8 protein-coding genes are annotated in these 21,915 nt (G+C 57.5%); 5 read left to right on the top strand and 3 right to left on the bottom strand.

Translation table 11 applies throughout. The features are described from left to right. Positions 1 to 30: 30 nt before the first annotated feature. Complete coding sequence (locus tag ACR02O_RS14255) at positions 31 to 1,272, top strand: PepSY-associated TM helix domain-containing protein (RefSeq protein WP_494521889.1); 1,242 nt, start codon at positions 31 to 33, stop codon at positions 1,270 to 1,272. Positions 1,273 to 1,748: 476 nt separating this feature from the next. On the opposite strand, the gene ACR02O_RS14250 is transcribed toward ACR02O_RS14255, so the two are convergent. From ACR02O_RS14250 to ACR02O_RS14240, 3 genes are read right to left on the bottom strand one after another with little or no spacing between them, the layout of a single operon-like run. Beyond that, positions 1,749 to 3,218, bottom strand: a complete 1,470-nt coding sequence (locus ACR02O_RS14250; RefSeq protein ID WP_494521888.1) for an efflux transporter outer membrane subunit — start codon at positions 3,216 to 3,218, stop codon at positions 1,749 to 1,751. Continuing rightward, a complete protein-coding gene (locus ACR02O_RS14245) occupies positions 3,215 to 6,406 on the bottom strand; it encodes an efflux RND transporter permease subunit (protein WP_494521887.1) in 3,192 nt (1,063 codons plus the stop codon). The genes ACR02O_RS14250 and ACR02O_RS14245 overlap by 4 nt, the downstream gene beginning before the upstream one ends. 3 nt (positions 6,407 to 6,409) lie before the next feature. Beyond that, positions 6,410 to 7,657 (bottom strand): efflux RND transporter periplasmic adaptor subunit, encoded by a 1,248-nt coding sequence (locus tag ACR02O_RS14240; protein ID WP_494521886.1) that lies wholly within the window; start codon positions 7,655 to 7,657, stop codon positions 6,410 to 6,412. A 109-nt stretch (positions 7,658 to 7,766) separates the two neighbouring features. On the opposite strand from ACR02O_RS14240, the gene ACR02O_RS14235 reads away from it, so the two are divergent. From ACR02O_RS14235 to ACR02O_RS14220, 4 genes are all read left to right on the top strand, one after another. After that, positions 7,767 to 8,384: a TetR/AcrR family transcriptional regulator gene (locus ACR02O_RS14235; RefSeq protein ID WP_033156190.1), complete on the top strand. Its 618-nt coding sequence runs from the start codon at positions 7,767 to 7,769 to the stop codon at positions 8,382 to 8,384. Between the two features lie 554 nt (positions 8,385 to 8,938). Further along, positions 8,939 to 10,660, top strand: a complete 1,722-nt coding sequence (locus tag ACR02O_RS14230) for a ShlB/FhaC/HecB family hemolysin secretion/activation protein (protein WP_033156191.1) — start codon at positions 8,939 to 8,941, stop codon at positions 10,658 to 10,660. Between the two features lie 47 nt (positions 10,661 to 10,707). Then, positions 10,708 to 11,436 (top strand): SapC family protein, encoded by a 729-nt coding sequence (locus tag ACR02O_RS14225; protein WP_494521885.1) that lies wholly within the window; start codon positions 10,708 to 10,710, stop codon positions 11,434 to 11,436. A gap of 26 nt (positions 11,437 to 11,462) precedes the next feature. Then, positions 11,463 to 21,872 carry a YDG domain-containing protein gene (locus ACR02O_RS14220; RefSeq protein WP_494521884.1) on the top strand — a complete coding sequence of 3,470 codons (10,410 nt, stop codon included), beginning with the start codon at positions 11,463 to 11,465 and terminating at the stop codon, positions 21,870 to 21,872. Positions 21,873 to 21,915: the final 43 nt, after the last annotated feature.

Below are 21,915 nucleotides of genomic sequence, written 5' to 3'. Positions count from 1 at the left end.
ATTTAATCTAACGAAATCCATTTGCAAACCATGAATAAATCGGACGCCGATGTTTTGGACATCTATCCAGATAGCGCTAGCGCTGCGCGTTTATCTCGGCTTAAGGCGCATCGTAAACTATGGCTGGCTGTACATCTTTACCTTGGTTTGTTTGCAGGTGCATTATTTGCGCTCGTCGGCTTAACCGGTAGTATCGCGGTTTTCTATGTGGAGCTACAGGAGGTTTTGGATGCCGAACTGAATGTGCTGTCTGTACCCATGCAATCTCAGCAAAAGCCACATTCGTTGGATGAGATCATCATCACGGCAGAATCTGCTAAACCACCAGGCAGCCAATTTCTTAAGGTGTATTACCCCCGCAAGGCTGATGTCGCTTATAAGCTGCTTTACTTTGTCCAAGACGCCCGCCAAGCGAATAACGGCGATGGCTATTACATTTATATCGATCCTTACATCAATCAGGTCAAGGGCATACAGCTTTGGCATCCCAAGGGCAAATATTGGGGGCGACCTTTTATGAGTTTCATCATGCAGTTGCATTGGAGTTTGCTGTTAGGTGAAACCGGCGGCACGATTGTGGGTATTTTGGCAGCGTTATCGATTATTTCTGTTTTGACTGGCTTGATCGTCTGGTGGCCGTTAACCGGCAAATTTAAACAGGCGTTAAGCTTTAAATTTCATGCCGGTGCGACGCGCTTTAACTTTGATTTGCATAAAACCGTCGGCTTTTATTGCAGCATAGTATTGTTGCCTGTGTTGTTTTCCGGGATTTATATGAACTTGCCCGAACAGGTTAATACGCTGGTTAAACTATTTTTGCCAATTACCAGAACGAATGCCTATGACGGTATCGACGCCGAAAACTATCACTCGAGCCGCCATGCCGGTGAAAAAGCCATCGGGTTTTCGGCAGCGGTTGCGGCAGTTGAAAATCACTCCTCTGTCGGTAAGGTAGTGATGGTCAATGCACCGATTGATCCTAACGGCGTTTATATCATTCAAAAAAGGGATGTTATAGAAAACAGCCGCTTCGTTGGTCATCAAACGCTGGTTATTGATCAATACAGTGGCGAGATTATTCACAGCTACAACGCGGGCATCGGCAATGCGGGCGATATATTTCTGGATTGGCAATGGCCCTTACACAGCGGCCAAGCGTTTGGTTGGCCGGGACGGATTTTGGTGTTTCTGGCGGGTTTGGCTTGCCCGGTTTTGTATGTAACAGGGGTAATTCGTTGGCTGCAAAAGCGGCGAGCGGCAAATACGAAGTAGGACCGTAGCCTCAAGTTGGAGTGAGGCACGAACCCCAACATGATGGCTTATCCCAACATCGATAGCCTAAAAATCATCAATCACTGTATTGTTGCGTTGCCGATGGTTTGCGGGTGGATTTATGGTGGTCTACGCCCTGAGCGTGGGCCAGGGCCGATAAGCGAAGTGTCATCTGCTTTAAAAGCCAGCTTTTCTCGCGTTTACCTGTTTCTAAAAGGAACGTAGGCTGGGTAGAGCAAAGCGAAACCCGGCAAATGCATTGAAATAGCCTTGTTTCCGTACCTTGGCAAAAGGCTGTTTTGAATTCGAAAACTTAGGCACTTCCAAGTTGGGTTTCATTGCCATTCAGCCCAGCCTAACACTACGGGCTTGGATTGATGGGTTTCGCTTTGCTCTGCCCATCCTACTTTCGTCAATTCACCCGTTTAGAGTCGATGACAAAACTCTGAGTATTCTCGTCTGAGGGATATGATCGACTATTGAACAAGACTGGTTTCCAGCTTGCCCGGTGTTTCGGACGGCTCTACCCAACCGCCGCCCAAAGCCTTGTAAACCGCAGTCAAGGCGGTGGCGGTGGCGGTTTCGCTTTGCGCTAGCTGGCTTTGATCCTGCAACAAGCGAAGTTCGCTATCCAACACGGTCAGAAAATCCGCTATACCTTCCTGATAGCGCAGATGCGCCAGTGCCGCGGCTTTTTCGCTGGCCTGCGCCGCTGCAAGTAAGGAGCTGCGGCGGGCGCGTTCTTGCCTGTAGTTGACCAGGGCGTTTTCGGTTTCTTCCAAGGCATTCAGTACGGTTTGTTCATACTGCGCCAGGCTGGCTTCGGCACGGGCGTCGGCGGCTTTGATGCGGGCGTAAACCCGGCCTAAGTCAAATGCTGCCCAGCTGATTTTAGGGCCGACCGAATAGGTTTCCGATCCTGGAGCGACCAAGCCGGACAGGGTGCTGGCTTCCAACGACAGACTCCCAACAAACGTCACGCGCGGGAATAAGTCGGCAGTAGCCACGCCGATGCGGGCGGTCGCAGCGGCCAAGCTGCGTTCGGCGATGCGTATATCCGGTCGGCGGCGCAGAAGTTGTTCCGGGTTGCCGATTTGGATACTGTCCGGGGCTTTGGGTAACGGTGCGGACTGCACCAAGCTTTTGGTCAGCGTGTCCGGCATTTGCCCGGTCAAGACGCTGAGTCTATGGATGGCTTGGGCGATGGCGCTTCCCAGGCGCGGAAGGGTGGCTTTCGTGCTTTCCAGTTGGGCCAGCGCTCTGGACGTGTCCAGCTCGGTGCCTCGGCCGTTTTCCAGTTTGACTTGGGTCAGTGCCAGGGTTTGGGCCTGGTTGTCGGCATTTTTGCGGGCGACCGCTAATTGGTTTTGCAGACCGCGCAATTCAAAATAATTCCGGGCGGCTTCGGCAATCAGACTGATGCCGATGTCGCGCAGGCTGGCTTCTTGCGCTTCGACTTCGTCGTTACTGGCCTCGACGTTGCGCCGCACCCGGCCGAAGAAATCAATTTCCCACGAGGCGTCAAAACCGGTGTTGTACAGCTTCAATTCGCGTGGAAAAACCCCGGTGCGGTTATTGAATGAGCCGGTACTGCGCTTTTGCTCGGTGTAATTGGCATGCGAGGTCACGGTCGGTAACAGGTTCAGTCCGGTTTCCAGATACAAGGCGCGGGCCTCGGCCAGATTGGCACGGGCGATTTTTAGCTCGTAGTTGTGGCTGATGGTGTCGTCGATCAACGCGCTTAATTGCGGGTCGTTGAACAGTTGCCACCATTGTTCTTCGATACCGCGATCAGAAAATTCTTGGGCGTTGGCAAAGCTGGCCGGTAAATCCGCAGTGGCCGGCAATTCATAATCCGGGCCGACCGCGCAACCGCCGAGCAGCAAGCCAATCAAGCCAATAGCACTCAGGGCGTGATGCCGAAATTTGGATGGGCGCAGACTCATTTGTGGGCCTCGATTGCAGGTTGATGACTGGTTAAATCGGTGGCTGTCGGGCGCAGGCGTTGGGCGATGGCTTGTACCACCACATAAAACACCGGGGTGAGTAACAAGCCGAACACTGTCACGCCGATCATGCCGCTAAACACTGCGGTGCCCAGCAGGCGCCGGGATTCGGCGCCGGCACCTTGGGCAATCACCAAAGGAAACACGCCCATGATGAAGGCGAACGAAGTCATCAAGATCGGCCGCAAGCGTATGCGTGAGGCTTCCACGGCGGCTTCGAAGCGGTTAAGGCCACTTTCTTGCCGTTGTTTGGCAAACTCGACGATCAAAATGGCGTTTTTACTTGCTAGCCCCACCAGTACGATGAAGCCGATTTGCGTGAAGATATTGTTGTCCATATGACTCAGCCACACCCCGGTCATCGACGACAAAATACACATCGGTACGATCAAAATCACCGCAAACGGCAAGGACCAGCTTTCGTATTGCGCAGCCAGGGCCAGAAACACAAAAATTACGCTGAGTGGAAACACCAACATGGCCACATTGCCGGCCAATACTTGTTGTAAGCTCAGTTCGGTCCATTCGAAATCAAACCCCGGTGGCAATTCGGCGGACAGCAATTTACTCATGGTGTTGATGGCCTGGCCGGAACTGATGCCGGGTAGGGTGCCGCCGTTGATTTCCGCGGCCGGGTACATGTTGTAGCGGGTGATTTTGTCCGGCCCGGCGATTTCTTTCACCTCGCTGACCGCGCCCAAGGGCACCATGCCGCCTTGGCGGTTTTTGGTTTTTAATTGATCAATATCGCCCGGTAGCATCCTGAATGGGGCATCGGATTGCGCGGTGACTTGGTAAGTGCGGCCGAAGGCGTTGAAGTCGTTGACGTATAAGGAGCCCAGATAAATTTGCAAGGTGTCGAACACGTCTTTCAAAGGTACGTCCATCGCCTTGACCCGCGTTCTATCCACGTCCACAAACAATTGCGGCACGCCGGACCTAAACGTGCTGAACAATCCCACTAAACCGGGCTGTTGATTGCCCTTGCCCAACATTTCATTGGTGACGCGCTGCAATTCGTCCACGCCGGCGTTGTTTCTGTCCTCAATTTGCAGCTTAAAACCGCCGACCGAACTCATGCCGCGAATCGGCGGCGGCGCGAACACGGCGATGCGGGCGTTAGGAATGACGCTCAGGCGCTGGGTAAGGCTTTTGACGATCTCGTCGGCATGCAATTCGGGGTGACCGGCCCGGTCGGTAAATTCGCCTAAGCGGGCGAACATGGTGGCCACATTGGACTGGTTAGCCCCGCTTAGCACCGACCAACCGGCGTAGGCGTTGACGTGTTGTACGCCTTGCGTATCCAGAATGATCTTGCTGGCTTGCTGCACCACGTCCTGGGTGCGGGCCAGGGACGCAGCGTCCGGCAATTGCGCGTACAACACCAGATAGCCTTGGTCTTGCTGCGGAATAAAACCGGTCGGTACTTTCTCAAATGCCAGGAAGTTCAAGCCGTTCAGGCCGACATAAAGCACCAGGACCACAGCGGTCACGCGGATCAACCGGCCAACCAGGCGCGAATAGCCCACGCTGAAACGCTCGAAAAACCGGTTAAATGCGCCAAAAAACCAGCCGAACAGCTTGTCGAATACTTTGGTGAAAGCGTCTTTATTGTCGTGAGCGCGGTCCAGCAGCAAGGCGCATAATGCCGGGCTTAGGGTCAAGGAGTTAAACGCCGAAATCACGGTGGACACCGCAATGGTCAAGGCAAACTGCTTGTAAAACGCACCCGATACGCCGGTGATAAAGGCGGTGGGCACGAATACCGCCACCAATACCAAGGCCGTGGCAACCACCGGGCCTACCACTTCGGACATCGCCAGGCGCGTGGCTTCCCGAGCATGCAGGCCTTCGGCGATATGCCGCTCGACGTTTTCCACCACCACGATGGCATCGTCCACCACGATGCCGATAGCCAGCACCAAGCCAAATAGCGACAGGGTGTTTAAGGAAATCCCCAAAGCCGACATCACCGCAAAGGTGCCGATCAAGGACACCGGCACCGCCAGCAATGGAATCACCGCTGCTCGCCAGTTTTGCAGGAACACGATCACCACCAAGACGACCAATAATAAGGCTTCGAACAGGGTTGTGACCACCGCGTCTATCGATTGCTCGACGAAGACCACGGTGTCGTAAACTAGCTTGTAATCCAGGCCTTCCGGGAAACGGGTCTTCAGCTTCTCCATCGCCGCCATCACCGCCTTTTTGGTATCGATGGCGTTGGAGCCGGGCAGTTGGAAAATCGCCAGACCGACCGTTTCGTCGCCGTCCAGATACAAGCCGGAATTGTAATCCTTGGCGCCCAGTTCGATGCGCGCCACGTCTTTCAAACGAGTGACTTGGCCGTTGTCGCCTTGCTTGATGACAATCTCGCCAAATTGCTCGGGGGTGCTGAGGCGGCCCAGGGTGCTGACGGTGTATTGGTATTCGGCGCTGTTCGGGGAGGGTTGCTGACCCACCACCCCGGCCGCCACTTGCACGTTTTGCTCGCGTACCGCATTCACCACCTCGGCGGCGGTCAGGTTGCGGGCGGCGATGGTTTGCGGATTCAGCCACAGGCGCATGCTGTAGTCGCGGGCGCCGAACAGCAGAATATCGCCCACGCCGGGCAAGCGCGCCAAGGTGTCGCGGATTTGCAGCAGCGCGTAGTTACTCATATAAACACTGTCGTAGCGTTTATCCGGCGAGACCAGGTTAACCACTAGGCTCAAATCCGGGCTGCGCTTTTTCACGCTCAAACCCTGCCGACGCACTTCTTCCGGCAATTTCGGCTCGGCCAGCGCCACCCGGTTTTGCACCAAAACCTGGGCTTTATCCAGATTGGCACCGGGTTTGAAAGTGACGGTCAAAGACATCGCGCCGCTATTGGTGGACTGCGAAGACATATACAACATGTCTTCCACGCCGTTCACTTCCTGCTCGATTGGCGTTGCCACCGTTTCCGCGACGACTTTGGCATTGGCGCCGGGATAGTTGGTGCTAACCACGACCGTGGGCGGAGCAATTTCCGGGTATTGGGCAATCGGCAGGCCGATCAGCGCCAAACCGCCGACCAACAGGATGACAATCGACAACACCGCCGCAAAGATCGGCCGGTCGATAAAAAAATGACTGAATTTATCCATAGCTTATTGTGCTCCCGGCGCGGTCAAATCGATGCGTTCCGGATTGACTTTGGCGCCGGGTTTGAGCTTTTGCACGCCTTCTACTACCACCCAGTCACCGGCTTGCAGGCCGCTGCGGATCACCCGCATCTCGCCGATGCGCGAGCCTGGGGTAACTTGACGGTACTCGGCTTGGTTGTCCTGGTTGATGACCCAGACAAACCGCTGCGCCTGATCGGTGGCGACGGCGCGGTCGGGCACTAACAGGGCAGGGTACGATGCCGAGGCTTGCACTCGCAACCGCGCAAAAAAACCGGGGCTGAGCAATTCGTCCGGATTGGCGAACACGCCGCGCAAACTCAGAGTGCCGGTGGCGGCATCCTCGCGCGGGGCGATGTAGTCCAGTTTGCCTTGATGTGGAAAATCGGTTTCATCGGCCACCGCCAGTTGTACCGGCGTACCTTTTAGATCGGCGGTGCTTTGGCCGTGTTGCTGGGCATGCCGGCGGTAACGCAACACCGATTGTTCGTCGGCATCGACGTACACGTAAACCGGATCAGTGGACACAATATTGGTCAGCACGGTGTCGTCGGCTTTGACCAGATTGCCGGCGGTGATCATCTCGCGGCCAACCCGCCCGCTGATGGGCGCGCGGATTTCGGTGTATTCCAGGTTTAATTTTGCGGTGTAGACGTTGGCTTCCGCCGATTCGACCGCCGCCGCCGCTTCGCGCAAGCCTTTGGTGCGCATGTCGTATTCTTCGGCGGAAATGGCTTTGGCTTTGAACAGGTTTTCGGCGCGGGTCAAATCGTTTTTCGCCAGCTCGCGTTTGGTTTTGGCGCGCTCCAGTTCGGCTTGCGCATAATTAAGCTGGGCTTTTAGCGGTTTAGGGTCGATTTGAAACAGCAAGTCGCCTTTTTTGACCTTGGCGCCGGCAGTGAAATTAACGGTATCCAAATAACCGCCGACCCGGGCGCGGATGTCCACCGAGTTGATCGCTTCGATCCGGCCGGTGTATTCGTCCCATTCCGTCGTTTCGCGGTTTAAGGGCTGCGCGATTTTTACATTGGGCGGCGGTGGCGCGGCTGTTGCGCCGGCAGGGGCTCCGGCATCGCCACAGCCAGCCAAAGTCAGTTGCAGGGCGATGCCGACCACGCCGAGCTTTACCACATGTCGCTGTGCTTGGCGATGGGTTTGCCTTGCAAAATCAGCCGCTACCGGCAATGAATGGGTCTGTTGGTCTGCAAGCGTCATGCGCGGGTTTTTTGCCATTGCCGTGTACTGCCTTAGTCGTCGTTTAACTAAAAATGGTAATATCTATTACCGTTTAGTCTAGGTTATCATCTTTATCCAAGTCAATTCATTTCGCGAATCACACAGCATGGTTAAATGTGGACGTCCCTGTAAGGGCGATGAACAGCAAAGCCGGGATCGATTACTCGATGCGGCCTTACAGCTTTTTCTTGAAAACGGTTACGGAAACCTGAGTATGGAAACCATCGCCCGCGATGCGCGGGTATCGCTACGCACCATCTATAGCCAATTCGGCGGCAAAGCCGGCTTGTTCGGCGCGTTGATCCGGCGTTGCAGTGATCAATTTATCGGTAGCCTGTCCGACGATTGCGAATTGGAAGAGGCGTTGACCAATTTTGCCCGGCAGTTTTTGTATCGGATTACCCGTCCGGATGTATTGCGGATGCGGGCGATATTGATCGGCGAATCACCTCGTTTCCCTGATCTGGCGACACAATTTTACGAACAAGGACCGCGCCGGACGCTGGGATTGTTAGCGCAGTTTTTTATCCGCCAGCAACAGGCCGGCTTAATGATAGATATGGACCCGTATTTCCTGGCCGACCAATTCATCAGTGCGGTGCGTGGCGAACGCTTACAGCGCTTACAGTTGGGTTTGGAGCCGACGCCCGACGAAGCGGAGATAGACGTTTGGGTGCGTCAGTCTGTCAGCTTGTTTTTGCAAGGGTGTCTGGTAACCCGTTAAGGCATTTCATGTGTCGCGGTGGCGGCATCCGTCAGACCTCGCAGTTAATCCATTCCGGTAACGGGGTTCCGGATTTCGCGGCGGTGACGATCATCAAGGTCCGGTTGTAGTGGGCGACTTTTTTCGGACACCGAGATAGGTCGTTGGGCTGCTATTTTCATTTCCTAGCCACAGGGCGGCAGGTAAGCCCATGGCTAATGACAAGCGCCGCATATTAGAGAAGTTGACAATATAGTCGGTCACAGCGCGAAAAGCCGCGGTTTGCTCAAACTAGAAACCTAATTAACGCGCTTGAATTAAAGTTAGGCAAATTTTTGCGTTCGACTCATTTTAAATCGACTATATTATTTCCATACCGTTCTTGTGGTCTGTCGGAAACTATCCTTTGCGGCAACTGAGCTGAACGGTTATGATCGAGCAGCTATTTTGTCTGAGCACGCTAATCCGCATCGAGTAACCACCAGACGGGCCGCGTTAGTCATAACTGACCTAGCGGCCTTAAGACAAAAAGCGGACAGGCGACCATTTCCATTCATGTCAGCAATTGGAATCGTATGCAACCGACCCTTCGAAATCGCAAACTCATCCGGATTCGGCTCAGCGCCGCTGCCTTAGCTTTCCTAATCAGTTGTCCGGTTCCCGGTCAAGCCGCTGAAGTGGTTCCCGAGGCGGGGTCGATTCTACGAAATATCAAACCCGAACCGATTTTGCCGGGTGATTCGAACGTCCCGTTCGAAATCACGGAGCAACCGGCGCCTGCCGGTGAAGGCGACATCCGTATTCAAGTTAAGGGATGGAAAATCAGCGGCGCCGAGTTGATCGGCGAAGCCGAACTACAGGCGTTTCTGAAAGACCACATCGGCAAGGACTTAAGCTTGGCCGAACTGCGCAAGATCACTCGCGATATAGCAGAGTATTACCAGCAACGTGGCTTTTTTGCCCGCGCGGTATTGCCCGCTCAGCAAATTCGCGACGGCATCGTCGAAATCCTGATCCGCGAAGCGAAATTAGGCAAAGTGGAGGTCGACGACCCGGCCGCCGTCTACCGAAACGATATTCCCCGACAAACCATGTTGGCGGCTCAGCCCACAGGGGAGGCTTTGCGATTGGCCGATATGCAACGCGGCATCCTGCTGTTGAACGATCTGACCGGCGGCACGGTTTCTTCCACTCTGAAGGCCGGTGCTAGAGCCGGCGAATCCGACCTGCTGCTGAAAATCGATCCCAGCAACTTAATCAGCGGCTCCGTGGATTACAGCAATACCGGCGTGCGCTCAGTCGGCATGAACCAATTCGGCGGATCGCTAAATCTGAATAATCCGTTGCGCCTCGGCGATCTGGCCTCGTTACGGGTTCAAGGCGGCAGCGGTAACGTTTACGGCAGAATTGCCTATTCGCTGCCGGTAGGCTACTCCGGGCTGCGGATTGGTCTGGCCGCGTCCGCGCTGGACTACACCCTGGGTGAACCCTTTCAGTCATTGGACGCTCAAGGTTCGGCCTGGACCGGCGGTACCTTCGCCACCTATCCCTTGCTTCGCGGGGTGAGCACTAATCTTTACGTGGCCAGCGGTTTCGACGATCGCCACTATTACAACACCAGCCTCGGGAGCGTGGTCAGCGATAAAGAGGTACAAAGCGGCTACATCGGTCTGAGCGGCGATCATCAGGACGACTTGCTAGGCGGCGCGGTCACGCTATTCGGCGCAACAATGGTGGCGGGCAACCTGGATTTGTCGGGAAGCTTGACCGACCAGACTCAAAACCGGGCCACGGCCCGCGCCGGCGGCGCCTATCAAAAGTTCTCGCTTAACGCCTCCCGTCTACAAAGCCTGACCGACAAATTGCGCTTCTATGCCGGCGTCAGTGGACAACTGGCCACGAAAAATCTGGATTCTTCCGAAAAATTCAGTCTGGGCGGGCCTTTCGGCATCAGAGCTTATCCAGTCAACGAAGCCCTGGGCGACGAAGGCTATCTGATGAATTTTGAACTACGCTACGAAGTTTACGAGCATGTCGAATTGGTCGGCTTCATCGATCACGGCGGCATCACGCTGCACAACGACCTCTGGCCGAATGCCACCGAAGGCGGGCCTAATCATTACACGCTCAGCGGCGGCGGCTTCGGAATCAACTGGGTGGTACCCGGTAATTTCGTCATCCGCGGCAGCGTTGCCCAACGCATAGGCGCCAACCCAGCCCGTTCGGCAGACGGCAACGACTCGGACGGCACTTACAAAACGCCTCATTTTTGGGTCAGCCTGAGCAAAGCGTTTTAAAAGTCTTTTGACGCCATTTTTCCACCCACTCAATCGGCGATACCACTGTGGATAACCAATTGCTGTTTTATAAACGCATCGTCAGTTTGAACCCAGCCGCTCACGGCCGGTTGCATATCGCGCCGTCCGAAGACGTCAGTTACGCGCGCGTCAGTAACTCGGTGCCGCTGATTGGTCCCGAATTCAGCGAAGCCGGCAAGGAATACCCGATCGCCTTCGCCAAAGCCGGCGACGGCCACTTCGTTCCGGTGGTAGTGCTGGGCTTGAACGACGGCGAAAACCTGTTCGTCAACGCTGCTGGCCGTTGGACCGGACATTACATACCAGCCTTCGTCCGCCGATACCCGTTCGTACCTGCCGAACAGGCCGAAGACAAGCAATTGGTCGTCTGTTTTGACGACACTTGCCCGCGTTTTAACGAAACGGCCGGCGAGCCTTTGCTGGTCGACGGCGCACCGTCAGCTTACCTGCAACAAATCATCGCCTTTTTGCGCGAGTTCCACGCCGAATCGCAGCGGACCGCGCAATTCGCCGCCACCTTGCACGAATTGGACCTCTTAACTGAGCGTCGCGCCGATGCGGTATCACCGAGCGGCGAGCGTTACTCCTTATCCGGCCTTTGGATCGTGGACGAGGCGCGCTTCCAAAAAATCGGCCGCGATGCGTTGGACAGCCTGTTCCAAGCCGGCTGGTTAGGATTGATCTATCTGCACTTGGCGTCGTTGAGCAATTTTGCCTGCCTATTGGAGCGTAAAGCCGCCGTAAGCACCGAATAACCGCACTGATTCGAGAGGACAGTCTTATGAACCGATATGCTAACCAAAGTCGCACGCCACACTTCAACCGTCATCCGCTGGTGCTGGCGATACAGATCGCCTTGGCTGGTGCTTGGCAGCCGGCCTTGGCCGAATTGGCCGGCAATGCGCTGCCTAGCGGCGGCCAGGTGGCGTCGGGACAGGCCCAAATCCACCAAGATGGCGCACGGATGGATGTCGTCCAAGGCAGTGATAAAGCCATCATCAACTGGCAGAGCTACAACATCGGTGCCAATGCCCACGTGGATTATCAACAGCCCAACGCCAGCGCGATCGCGCTGAACCGCGTAGCAGCCGGCGAAGCATCGGTCATTGCCGGCCGATTGACCGCCAACGGTCAGGTGTTTCTGGTGAATCCCAACGGCGTGCTGTTTGCCAAGGGCGCTCAAGTCGATGTTGGCGCGATGGCGGCGTCGACGATGAACATCAGCGATGCGGATTTCCGTGCCGGCAACTACCATTTCAAGCGCGAGGGCAGCAACGCCGGCGTCGTCAATCAGGGCGACATCCGTGCCAAGGACGGCGGATACGTGGCCTTGCTGGCCCCCAACGTCAGCAACGAAGGTGTGGTCCAGGCCCGTTTGGGCACGGTGGCGCTAGCCGGCGGCGATGGCGTAAAACTGGAATTAGACGAAGGTAAACTGGTCAACGTTCAGGTCGATCCAGCCACCGTCAATTCGCTGATCGAGAACAAACAGTTGATCCGCGCCGATGGCGGCCGGGTCATCATGACCGCTAGTGCCGCCGACCAATTACGCGGCGCCGCGATTAATAACAGCGGCGTGATTGAAGCCAAATCCCTGGTTAATCGCGGCGGTTCGATAGAACTGATCGGCGACGAAGTCCGTAATAGCGGCACACTGGACGTGTCCGCCGCCGAGAATACTCAAGGCGGCAATGTCGTCGAGCACGGCCGGCTGATCGTCGACACCGGCACCGTCCGCGCCGACGGTGATAGCGGCGGGGATATTCGCCTGACTGGCGACCGCGTGCTGCAAACCGGAACGCTCAGCGCCGAAGGTACCGTCTCTGACGGCGGCCGAATCACGATTGCCGCCGACAGCCGAGTCATCCAGACCGCGTCCGCGAAACTATCTACTAAGGGAAGCCAAAACGGCGGCGATATCGCTGTGACCGCGGGTGGCCAAGGCGGCGTATTCAGTTCCGCCACCCTGGATGCCGGCGGCGTTGCCGGACGCGGTGGCAATATCACCGTCACCGGCGGCAAAGACCTTACGTTGGCCGCTGCGACGATCACCGCCAACGGTGCCAAGGGTGGCGGCAAAATCAGTATCGGCGGCGGTTTTCACGGCAATGACACGGCGGTTCGCAATGCCGCGATAACCCGAATCAATCCCTTCACCCAACTGCAAGCCGACGCCATTGATATAGGCAACGGCGGCGAGGTCGTGGTTTGGTCGGATCAGCAAACCGATTTTTACGGCACGATCTCCGCCAAGGGTGGTTCGGCGGGCGGCGACGGCGGTACCGTGGAAGTCTCGTCTCACGAGGCCCTGCTGTTTGGCGGAACTGTTACCACCTTGGCCAGTCAGGGTCGCAACGGCAGTCTATTACTCGACCCGCGCAACATCACCATCGACAGCAGCGGCCAGTACCCGCAATTCGATTTCGAAGACCCCAATCCGACCAACACACTGGGCGTCACATCCGGCTTCGGCACCGGCACGTCGGTACTGTGGAGCACCAACGTGGCGGTCACGAATCCCTATGACGACTTCGGCGGCCAGGATGCCGGCGCGGTTTATTTGTACAACGGCTGGTCCGGGGCGCTGATCGCGACCGTCACCGGTAGCCACGCCGATGATCGCCTCGGCAGTGGTGGGATCACCCAGCTGGTTAGCCAAAACACCAATACCAACGTCAACGTCTCGTTCAGTTCGCTGGGCAACTTTTTAATTTCCAGTCCGCATTGGGACGGCGGCAAGGGGGCGGTGACCTGGTCAAGCGGTACCACGGGATTAAGCGGCACCGTATCGTCAGCCAACAGTTTGGTCGGCAGCTCGGCAAGCGATGCCGTGGGCAGCGGCAGTATCGTGTTGGTCGATAATTATTACGGCGCGACCGGTCACACTTGGAGCAACGACAACGGCTACCTGAAATATTTAGTCTTGAACCCGCAATGGAATGGCAATACCGGTGCGGTCACGATGGGTAGTGCGTTGAGCGGAATATCCGGTGTCATTTCATCCACCAACAGCCTGGTCGGTGCGGCGTCTGGAGACCGAATCGGCAGCAGCGGCATTACGCAATTCGTCACCGAGTTTCATGACTACAACAGTAGCGGCGCGTTGATTACTGCCACCGAGTATTACCGCAATTATTTCGCGATAGCCAGCCCGCACTGGCAGAACGGCGCCAGCGCGGACGCCGGTGCGGTCACGTGGGCCAGTGGTTTGGCCGCATTGACCGGCACCGTTTCTTCGGCGAACAGTTTGGTCGGCGGCAATGCCAACGACCAGATCGGTAGCGGCGACATCAAAGTGCTTTATTACAGCAACAGTACCAACTACACCAGTCAACCCAGCGATACCCCGCCACACGGCCACGTCAACACTTACCGTACCGACGCCGCGTATGTGGTCGCCAGCCCGCATTGGGACGGCGATAAAGGTGCGGTCACCTGGCTCAATGCCGCAACCGGTTATGCGTCAGGCGGGGCGACGACCGGTTTCGCGGTATCGTCCGCCAACAGTCTGGTCGGCGCGACCGCCGGCGATTTGGTCGGCAGTGGCGGCATCCAGATTCTCAGTCATTACACCAGCCGCAATCCGAACACTGGCTACACCTCGACTCATCCCTATTATCTGATTCTCAGCCCGCACTTCAATAATGGCGGTTCAACCGCCGATGCCGGCGCGATCACCTGGGGGGACGGGCGTACTATCACCTTTGGAACGACCAGCACGACCGATTACCTGGGCAATCCGTTAAACAACATTCCCACTGAAACCAGTACCAATAACGGCGGAATTTCCGGCGTCATTGGTAGCGGCAATAGCTTGGTCGGCAGTCATGCAGGCGACCAAGTTGGCAGCGGTGGCGTCACCAACCTTGGGCAAGACCCCGGCTATGTGGTCCTTAGCCCGCTCTGGAACAGTAGCGCCGGCGCGGTCACCTTCTGGGACGCCACCGCCACCAAGACCGGGACTTTGGGCTCGGCCAATAGTTTGGTTGGCTCGACCGCAAACGATCATGTCGGCGGCGGTGGGATTTTGCTGAAAAGCGGTTATTACTTAGTGTTGAGCCCGGATTGGGATAACGGTGGAGCCACCGATGCCGGCGCGGTCACTTGGGGTAGCAAAACGAGCGGCGTCAGCGGCGCGGTCGGCGCGGGAAACAGCCTGGTCGGCAGTACCGCCAACGACGGTGTCGGCAGCGATGCGGATAATATTATCGATGTGGGCGTGGCCGATTACGTGGTTCTAACCCCTACCTGGGATAATGTCGGTAATGCCGATGCCGGCGCTGCCAGTTGGGGTAGTTTTGGTGGCGGCGTCAGCGGCGCGATCAGCAGCAGCAACAGCTTGATCGGCAGCCATGCCAATGACAGGGTCGGCAGCGGTGGGGTCGTGGCAACTTATAACGGTGTCGACACCGCGGATAGCTGGTCCTATACCTACTACTACAGTGTGATCAGTCCGCATTGGGACAGCGACCGCGGGGCGGTCACGATGGGCGCCGAAGCTAGCGGCATTCAAGGCACTGTCAGTTCCGGCAACAGCTTGGTCGGCGATACCGCCGGCGACCAAGTCGGCAGCGGAGGTGTCAAGGCCGGCCAATACACGACGCTGACCTACAACGGGAGCTCCTGGTCCGGCACCCGCACAGCGTATTATTTGGTCGCCAGTCCGAATTGGAGCGACGGCGGCAACACGAACGTTGGGGCCGTCACCAAAACTGCCGCGGCTACCGGTATCACCGGCAGTATTAGCTCAGCCAACAGCTTGATCGGCGGCAGCGCAGGCGATCAAATCGGTAGTGGCGGCCTCACGCTGTTGCCGTACGACTGGACCACGGGTAGTGGCGCAGGTCAGAAACAATACCATCTGGATTACTACTCGATTGCGAGTCCCTATTGGGACAACGGCGCAACCGCTGACGCCGGTGCGGTGACCTGGGGCAGCGTCACCACGACGGCCGGCGCTGCCTCTCCGTTGACCGGTAACGCCAGCGCGGCCAACAGTTTGGTCGGCACTCACGCCAACGACCGGGTCGGCAGCGGCGGCGTGGTCGCACTGCCGGCGGAATATAACAACGCGACACGGGTCGGCTACGTGGTCATCAGCCCGAACTGGGGTAACGGCACCGACACCCAGTTGGGTGCAGTGACCTGGGGCAGTCGCCTGACCGGCGTTTTAGGGGCGGTGAGTGGCAGCAACAGCTTGATAGGCGGCACGTCCGGCGACCAGGTCGGCAGCGGCGGCGTCACGGTTTTGACGAACGGTTACGATCCTATCAACGGCGTCTCGAGTTATAACTATCTGGTGTTAAGTCCGCATTGGCACAGCGGCGCCAACGCCGATGCCGGCGCGGTGACCTGGGTCGCGGAAAAAACCGGTTTCGCTTATGGCGAGAGCAGCCAAGGCGCGGTGGTCGGGATCGGTAACAGCTTGGTCGGCAGCCAGGCTGGCGACCAGGTCGGTAGCGACGGGATCATAGACTTGGGCGTATCTTATTTGGTCGGTAGCCGGCACTGGCATAACGGTTCCGCTGCGGATGCCGGGGCGTTATCCTGGGCGCGCGCCAGCATCGGCGTCGCCGGCGCGGTGTCGGCCAGCAACAGCTTGATCGGTAGTTACAGCAATCAGGACGTAGGCCTGAACCAAGTTAGATTAACCGTTAACTACAATACCTATTACTACGACTATCTGGTCATGGATACCGATTGGCGCAACGGCGCATTGGCGAACGCCGGCGCCGTGACCTACGGCGATGCCTTCTACGGTATCTTCGGTGAGGTTTCGGACGCGAACAGCGTTGTCGGCACCACGGCGAACAGCGGCATCAGCTTCGATACCGGTGGCCCTTGGGTGGATTACTATCAATATGCCGGCACCAACTATTTTAGCCTGCTGCCCGGCTTTGCCTACGACCACGGCGATACCTTTGTGGTCAGCTTCGCCAACGAGAACACCGGCCGGGTCACCTCGGGCGCCACCGATCCGAGTCGCATTACTTATGGGATGGCGGTCGGCAAAGACATGGCCATAGCCCCGGACGTTTTGACCAATCTACTCGGCTGGGGTACCAACGTCACGCTACAAGCCAGCAACGACATCACCGTTAACAGTGCGCTCAATGTCGCCGGGCTATTTAGTTCGTCAGCGACCCTGAAATTGGAGGCGGGACGCAGCATTTACCTCAATGCCGGCATCACCACCGACGGCGGCAATTTGGTCTTGCATGCCAACGATTTGGCCGCCAACGGCGTGGTCGACGCTGATCGTGCGGCCGGTAATGCCGTCATCGAAGTTGCCAACGGTGTTACGATCAACGCCGGCACCGGTTCCATCACCATGGAATTGCGCGACGGCACCGGCAACACCGAAGACGACAGCGGCAATATCACGTTGGCGGGACAATTATTGGCCGATACGATCAGTATTATCCATCGCGGCACCGGCGGCGCGAGCGGCAGCAAGAATATCGTTTTGAACAGCGGTGCAGGTTTGACCGCCAACGGCAGCGGGGATGCGCTGGTTTTGGCGGCCGCCAGCGGCGGCGAGCTGATCAACAATGTGGGTAGCAATGTACTCTCTGCGGGAAACGGACGCTGGTTGGTGTACATGCACAGCCCATCGGGCTCGACCGAGGGCGGCCTGACCGGGGTGGCGGGTTCGGCGCTCCCCAGGCTATACAACAAAACTTACGACGGTAACGCGCCTGCAACAATCGTCGCGGGCAATCACCTGATCTATGACTACCAGCCGAGCTTGAGCGTCGACGTCGGCAACATCAGTAAAACCTACGGCGACGCCGACCCTAGCGCGAGCAGCGCATTTTCGGGCTACGTCAACGACGACGGCGTGACGGACTCGGCCACCGTTGCGGGTTTAAGCGGCACGCCGAGTTTTAGCATTGTCGGCGGCACGGCCGGCACCGGCCGTGCGGTCGGCAGCTATAACGTCAACGGCGCGGTGGGTTCGGCTGCGATCAGCGGCGGGGCCGGTTATTCGACAACGATAGGCACCGGGGGCGCCAGCGGAACCTTAACGGTCAACAAAAAAACGCTGACCGTGACCGCCAGTGACGACAGCCGCGCCTACAACGGCTTGGGCTATAGCGGTGGCCATGGCGTCAATATTACCGGCTTCGTTAACAGCGAAACATCAAGCGTATTGGGCGGCAGTGTCAGTTACGGCGGCACCTCGCAAGGCGCCACCAACGCGGGTAGCTACACCTTTACCGCGAGCGGCTATACCGCGAGCAACTACGATTTCAGCTACGTCAACGGCACTTTGACCATCACACCTTATGTCGTCAGCCTGACCGGCAACCGGGCCTATAACGGTTCGAGCAACGTGGCGGCGGGCATATTCTCCACCGGCAGCTTGGTTGGCAGCGAAACCCTGAGTGTGAGCGGCACCGGCACGGTCGCCGATAAAAACGTCGGCACCGGCAAAGCGGTGACCTTGGGGACTTTGGCCCTGGCCGACGGCAGCAACGGCGGTTTGGCCAGTAACTACACGCTGACCGGCGGCACGCATACCGCCGATATTTCAGCCGCCGGCTTGACCGTCAGCACCAGCGACGTCAGCAAGGCATACGACGGCGGCACCAGTGCGGCCGGGACCGCCACGCTGACCGGCGGTACGCTGTACGGCAGCGATAGTCTGAGCGGTGGGACATTCGCTTTCACCGACAAAAACGTCGGCGCCGGCAACAAGACGGTGAGCGTCAGCGGCGTGACCGTCAGCGACGGCAACAGCGGCGCCAACTATTCGATCAGTTACGCCAATAACACCAGCAGCACCATCACGCCGTTCGTGGTCAGCCTGACCGGCAACCGGGCCTATAACGGTTCGAGCAACGTGGCGGCGGGCATATTCTCCACCGGCAGCTTGGTTGGCAGCGAAACCCTGAGTGTGAGCGGCACCGGCACGGTCGCCGATAAAAACGTCGGCACCGGCAAAGCGGTGACCTTGGGGACTTTGGCCCTGGCCGACGGCAGCAACGGCGGTTTGGCCAGTAACTACACGCTGACCGGCGGCACGCATACCGCCGATATTTCAGCCGCCGGCTTGACCGTCAGCACCAGCGACGTCAGCAAGGCATACGACGGCGGCACCAGTGCGGCCGGCACCGCCACGCTGACCGGCGGTACGCTGTACGGCAGCGATAGTCTGAGCGGTGGGACATTCGCTTTCACCAACAAAAACGTCGGCAGCGGCAACAAGACGGTGAGCGTCAGCGGCGTGACCGTCAGCGACGGCAACAGCGGCGCCAACTATTCGATCAGTTACGCCAATAACACCAGCAGCACCATCACGCCGTTCGTGGTCAGCCTGACCGGCAACCGGGCCTATAACGGTTCGAGCAACGTGGCGGCGGGCATATTCTCCACCGGCAGCTTGGTTGGCAGCGAAACCCTGAGTGTGAGCGGCACCGGCACGGTCGCCGATAAAAACGTCGGCACCGGCAAAGCGGTGACCTTGGGGACTTTGGCCCTGGCCGACGGCAGCAACGGCGGTTTGGCCAGTAACTACACGCTGACCGGCGGCACGCATACCGCCGATATTTCAGCCGCCGGCTTGACCGTCAGCACCAGCGACGTCAGCAAGGCATACGACGGCGGCACCAGTGCGGCCGGCACCGCCACGCTGACCGGCGGTACGCTGTACGGCAGCGATAGTCTGAGCGGTGGGACATTCGCTTTCACCAACAAAAACGTCGGCAGCGGCAACAAGACGGTGAGCGTCAGCGGCGTGACCGTCAGCGACGGCAACAGCGGCGCCAACTATTCGATCAGTTACGCCAATAACACCAGCAGCACCATCACGCCGTTCGTGGTCAGCCTGACCGGCAACCGGGCCTATAACGGTTCGAGCAACGTGGCGGCGGGCATATTCTCCACCGGCAGCTTGGTTGGCAGCGAAACCCTGAGTGTGAGCGGCACCGGCACGGTCGCCGATAAAAACGTCGGCACCGGCAAATCGGTGACCTTGGGGACTTTGGCCCTGGCCGACGGCAGCAACGGCGGTTTGGCCAGCAACTACACGCTGACGGGCGGCACGCATGCTGCCGATATTACAGCCTACGTCGTCGACCTGACCGGCAGTCGTACCTACGACGGCACCACCGCCATCATTGCCGCTAGTTTGGCGACCTCTGCCCTGGTCGGTAGCGAAACCCTGGGCCTGAGCGGTGCCGGAACGGTCGCCGATAAAAATGTCGGCACCGGTAAAACGCTTTCGCTAGGCTCTTTGGCCTTGAATGATGGCGGCAACGGCGGTCTGGCCAGCAATTACACCTTGGTTGGCGGTACGCTTAGTGCGAATATTACGGCTTACACAGTCAGTTTGACAGGCAATCGCAGCTACGACGGCAGTGCCGATGTGGCTGCCAATATTTTTGCCATGAGTGCGCTGCTTGGAACCGAAACCTTGAACCTAAGCGGTACCGGTACGGTAGCGGATAAACACGTAGGGGTCGGTAAATCCGTGACGCTGGGCAGCCTAGCGCTGGCCGACGGCAGCAACGGTGGTTTGGCTAGCAACTACACGCTAACGGGCGGCACACATAACGCGACCCTCACTACGGCAAGTTTGACCGTCAGCACTGGAAACGTCAGTAAAACCTACGATGGCAATACGTCGGCGATAGGCGCCGCCATGGTCTCAAGCGGCACACTCTATGGTAGCGACAGCCTGATTGGCGGCACGTTTGCCTTCACCGATAAAAATGTCGGTATCGGCACCAAGACCGTCACGGTTGCCGGGGTCACCGTGAACGATGGCAATGCCGGCAATAATTATTCGGTGTCCTATCTGAATAACACAACCAGCACTATCAGCCCGTTTGTTGTGAACCTGAGTGGCGGCAGGAGCTATGACGGCACCACAGTCGTCGCCGCCACGGATTTGCACATCGGAAGTCTGGTCGGTGGCGAGACTTTAACCCTCACAGGCGTGGGCTCCATCGGCGATAAAAACGTTGGCATCGGCAAAAGCGTGAGCTTGGGCTCTTTGACCTTGGCCGACGGCAGCAACGGCGGCTTGGTCAGCAATTACACCTTGATAGGAGGAGATCTTAGAGCGGACATCAGCCAAGCTAATCTGATTTTGACCACCGGCGACATCATCAAAACGTACGACGGCACCACGTCCGCCTCGGGCACGCCAATCGTCAAAGCCGGTAGCGCTAGCCAACTGTTCGGCTCGGACAGCTTATCCGGCGGTGTGTACACATTCATCGATAAGAATGCCAGCGGCGGTAGCACCGTGAGAGTTAGCGGTATTAGCGTTTCCGACGGCAATGGTGGCAACAACTACGCAATCAGTTACAGCGATAACACGACCAGCACAATTTTGCCTTACGTCATCCATTTAACCGGTTCGAGGGCGTTCGACGGCAGCAACCTTGTGAACGCTAATGTATTCAATTTAGGCACTTTGGTTGGCAATGAAACTCTGCTGCTGAGCGGGGCTGGCCAAATGTTAGATAGTAGCGCCGGTATCGATAAACCGGTCGATCTTGGAACCTTGGCCTTGAGCGACGGCGGAAATGGCGGCTTGGCCGGCAATTACACGCTAGCCGGCGGCAATCCAGTGGTCACCATCCTACAAAGCTCCGCCGGCAATACGCCAACCGATACCGTCGACGCCGGTACCGTAGTACCGGACAGCGGCGGAAACGGCGGCGTGAGCAACAACGGTTCCAACAGCGGCGCCAAAACCGGCGGCTTGGCGCTTTCTGCGTTACGCGGTGCCGATAGCAACCGGACCGTACAATTTAATATCGCCGACTCGGGGATCAATGGCGGTGGTAGTAGCGCCACCGGCTTGACGACGGGTGGTACCGGGCCGTCGCAATCAGGCAATACCGTGCACTTATTGGCGTCCCAAACCCTGGTAGCGGGAGGGCAGATGCAGATCGTTGCCAACGTTGAGGTTAATGATTACGCCAGTGGGTTCAGTTTTGCCCTGCCAGCCGGAACACTGCCTACAACGGCCGGAGACAGTACGGTTTCGGCGAAAATGGGTAATGGCGAGCCGTTACCTTCTTGGCTGAGTTTTAATAGCCAATCGTTAAGCTTCAGTACCGACAGCGCCGGCGCGGCGCAGTTGCCACTGCAAGTCGTGATCACTCAGACCAGCGCGAGCGGCCAACAAAAATCGATTGTGGTGACTATCGAAAAACAAGACCAAGCAATCTGAATCTACGGCAATAAAAGCTGATCGACCGGGTGAACCTTTGCTC

The organism is Methylomonas sp. PHL2-19, assembly GCF_059331595.1.
The sequence above is the reverse complement of the archived record's forward strand: the minus strand, read 5'-3'. Positions and strand labels throughout refer to the sequence as shown.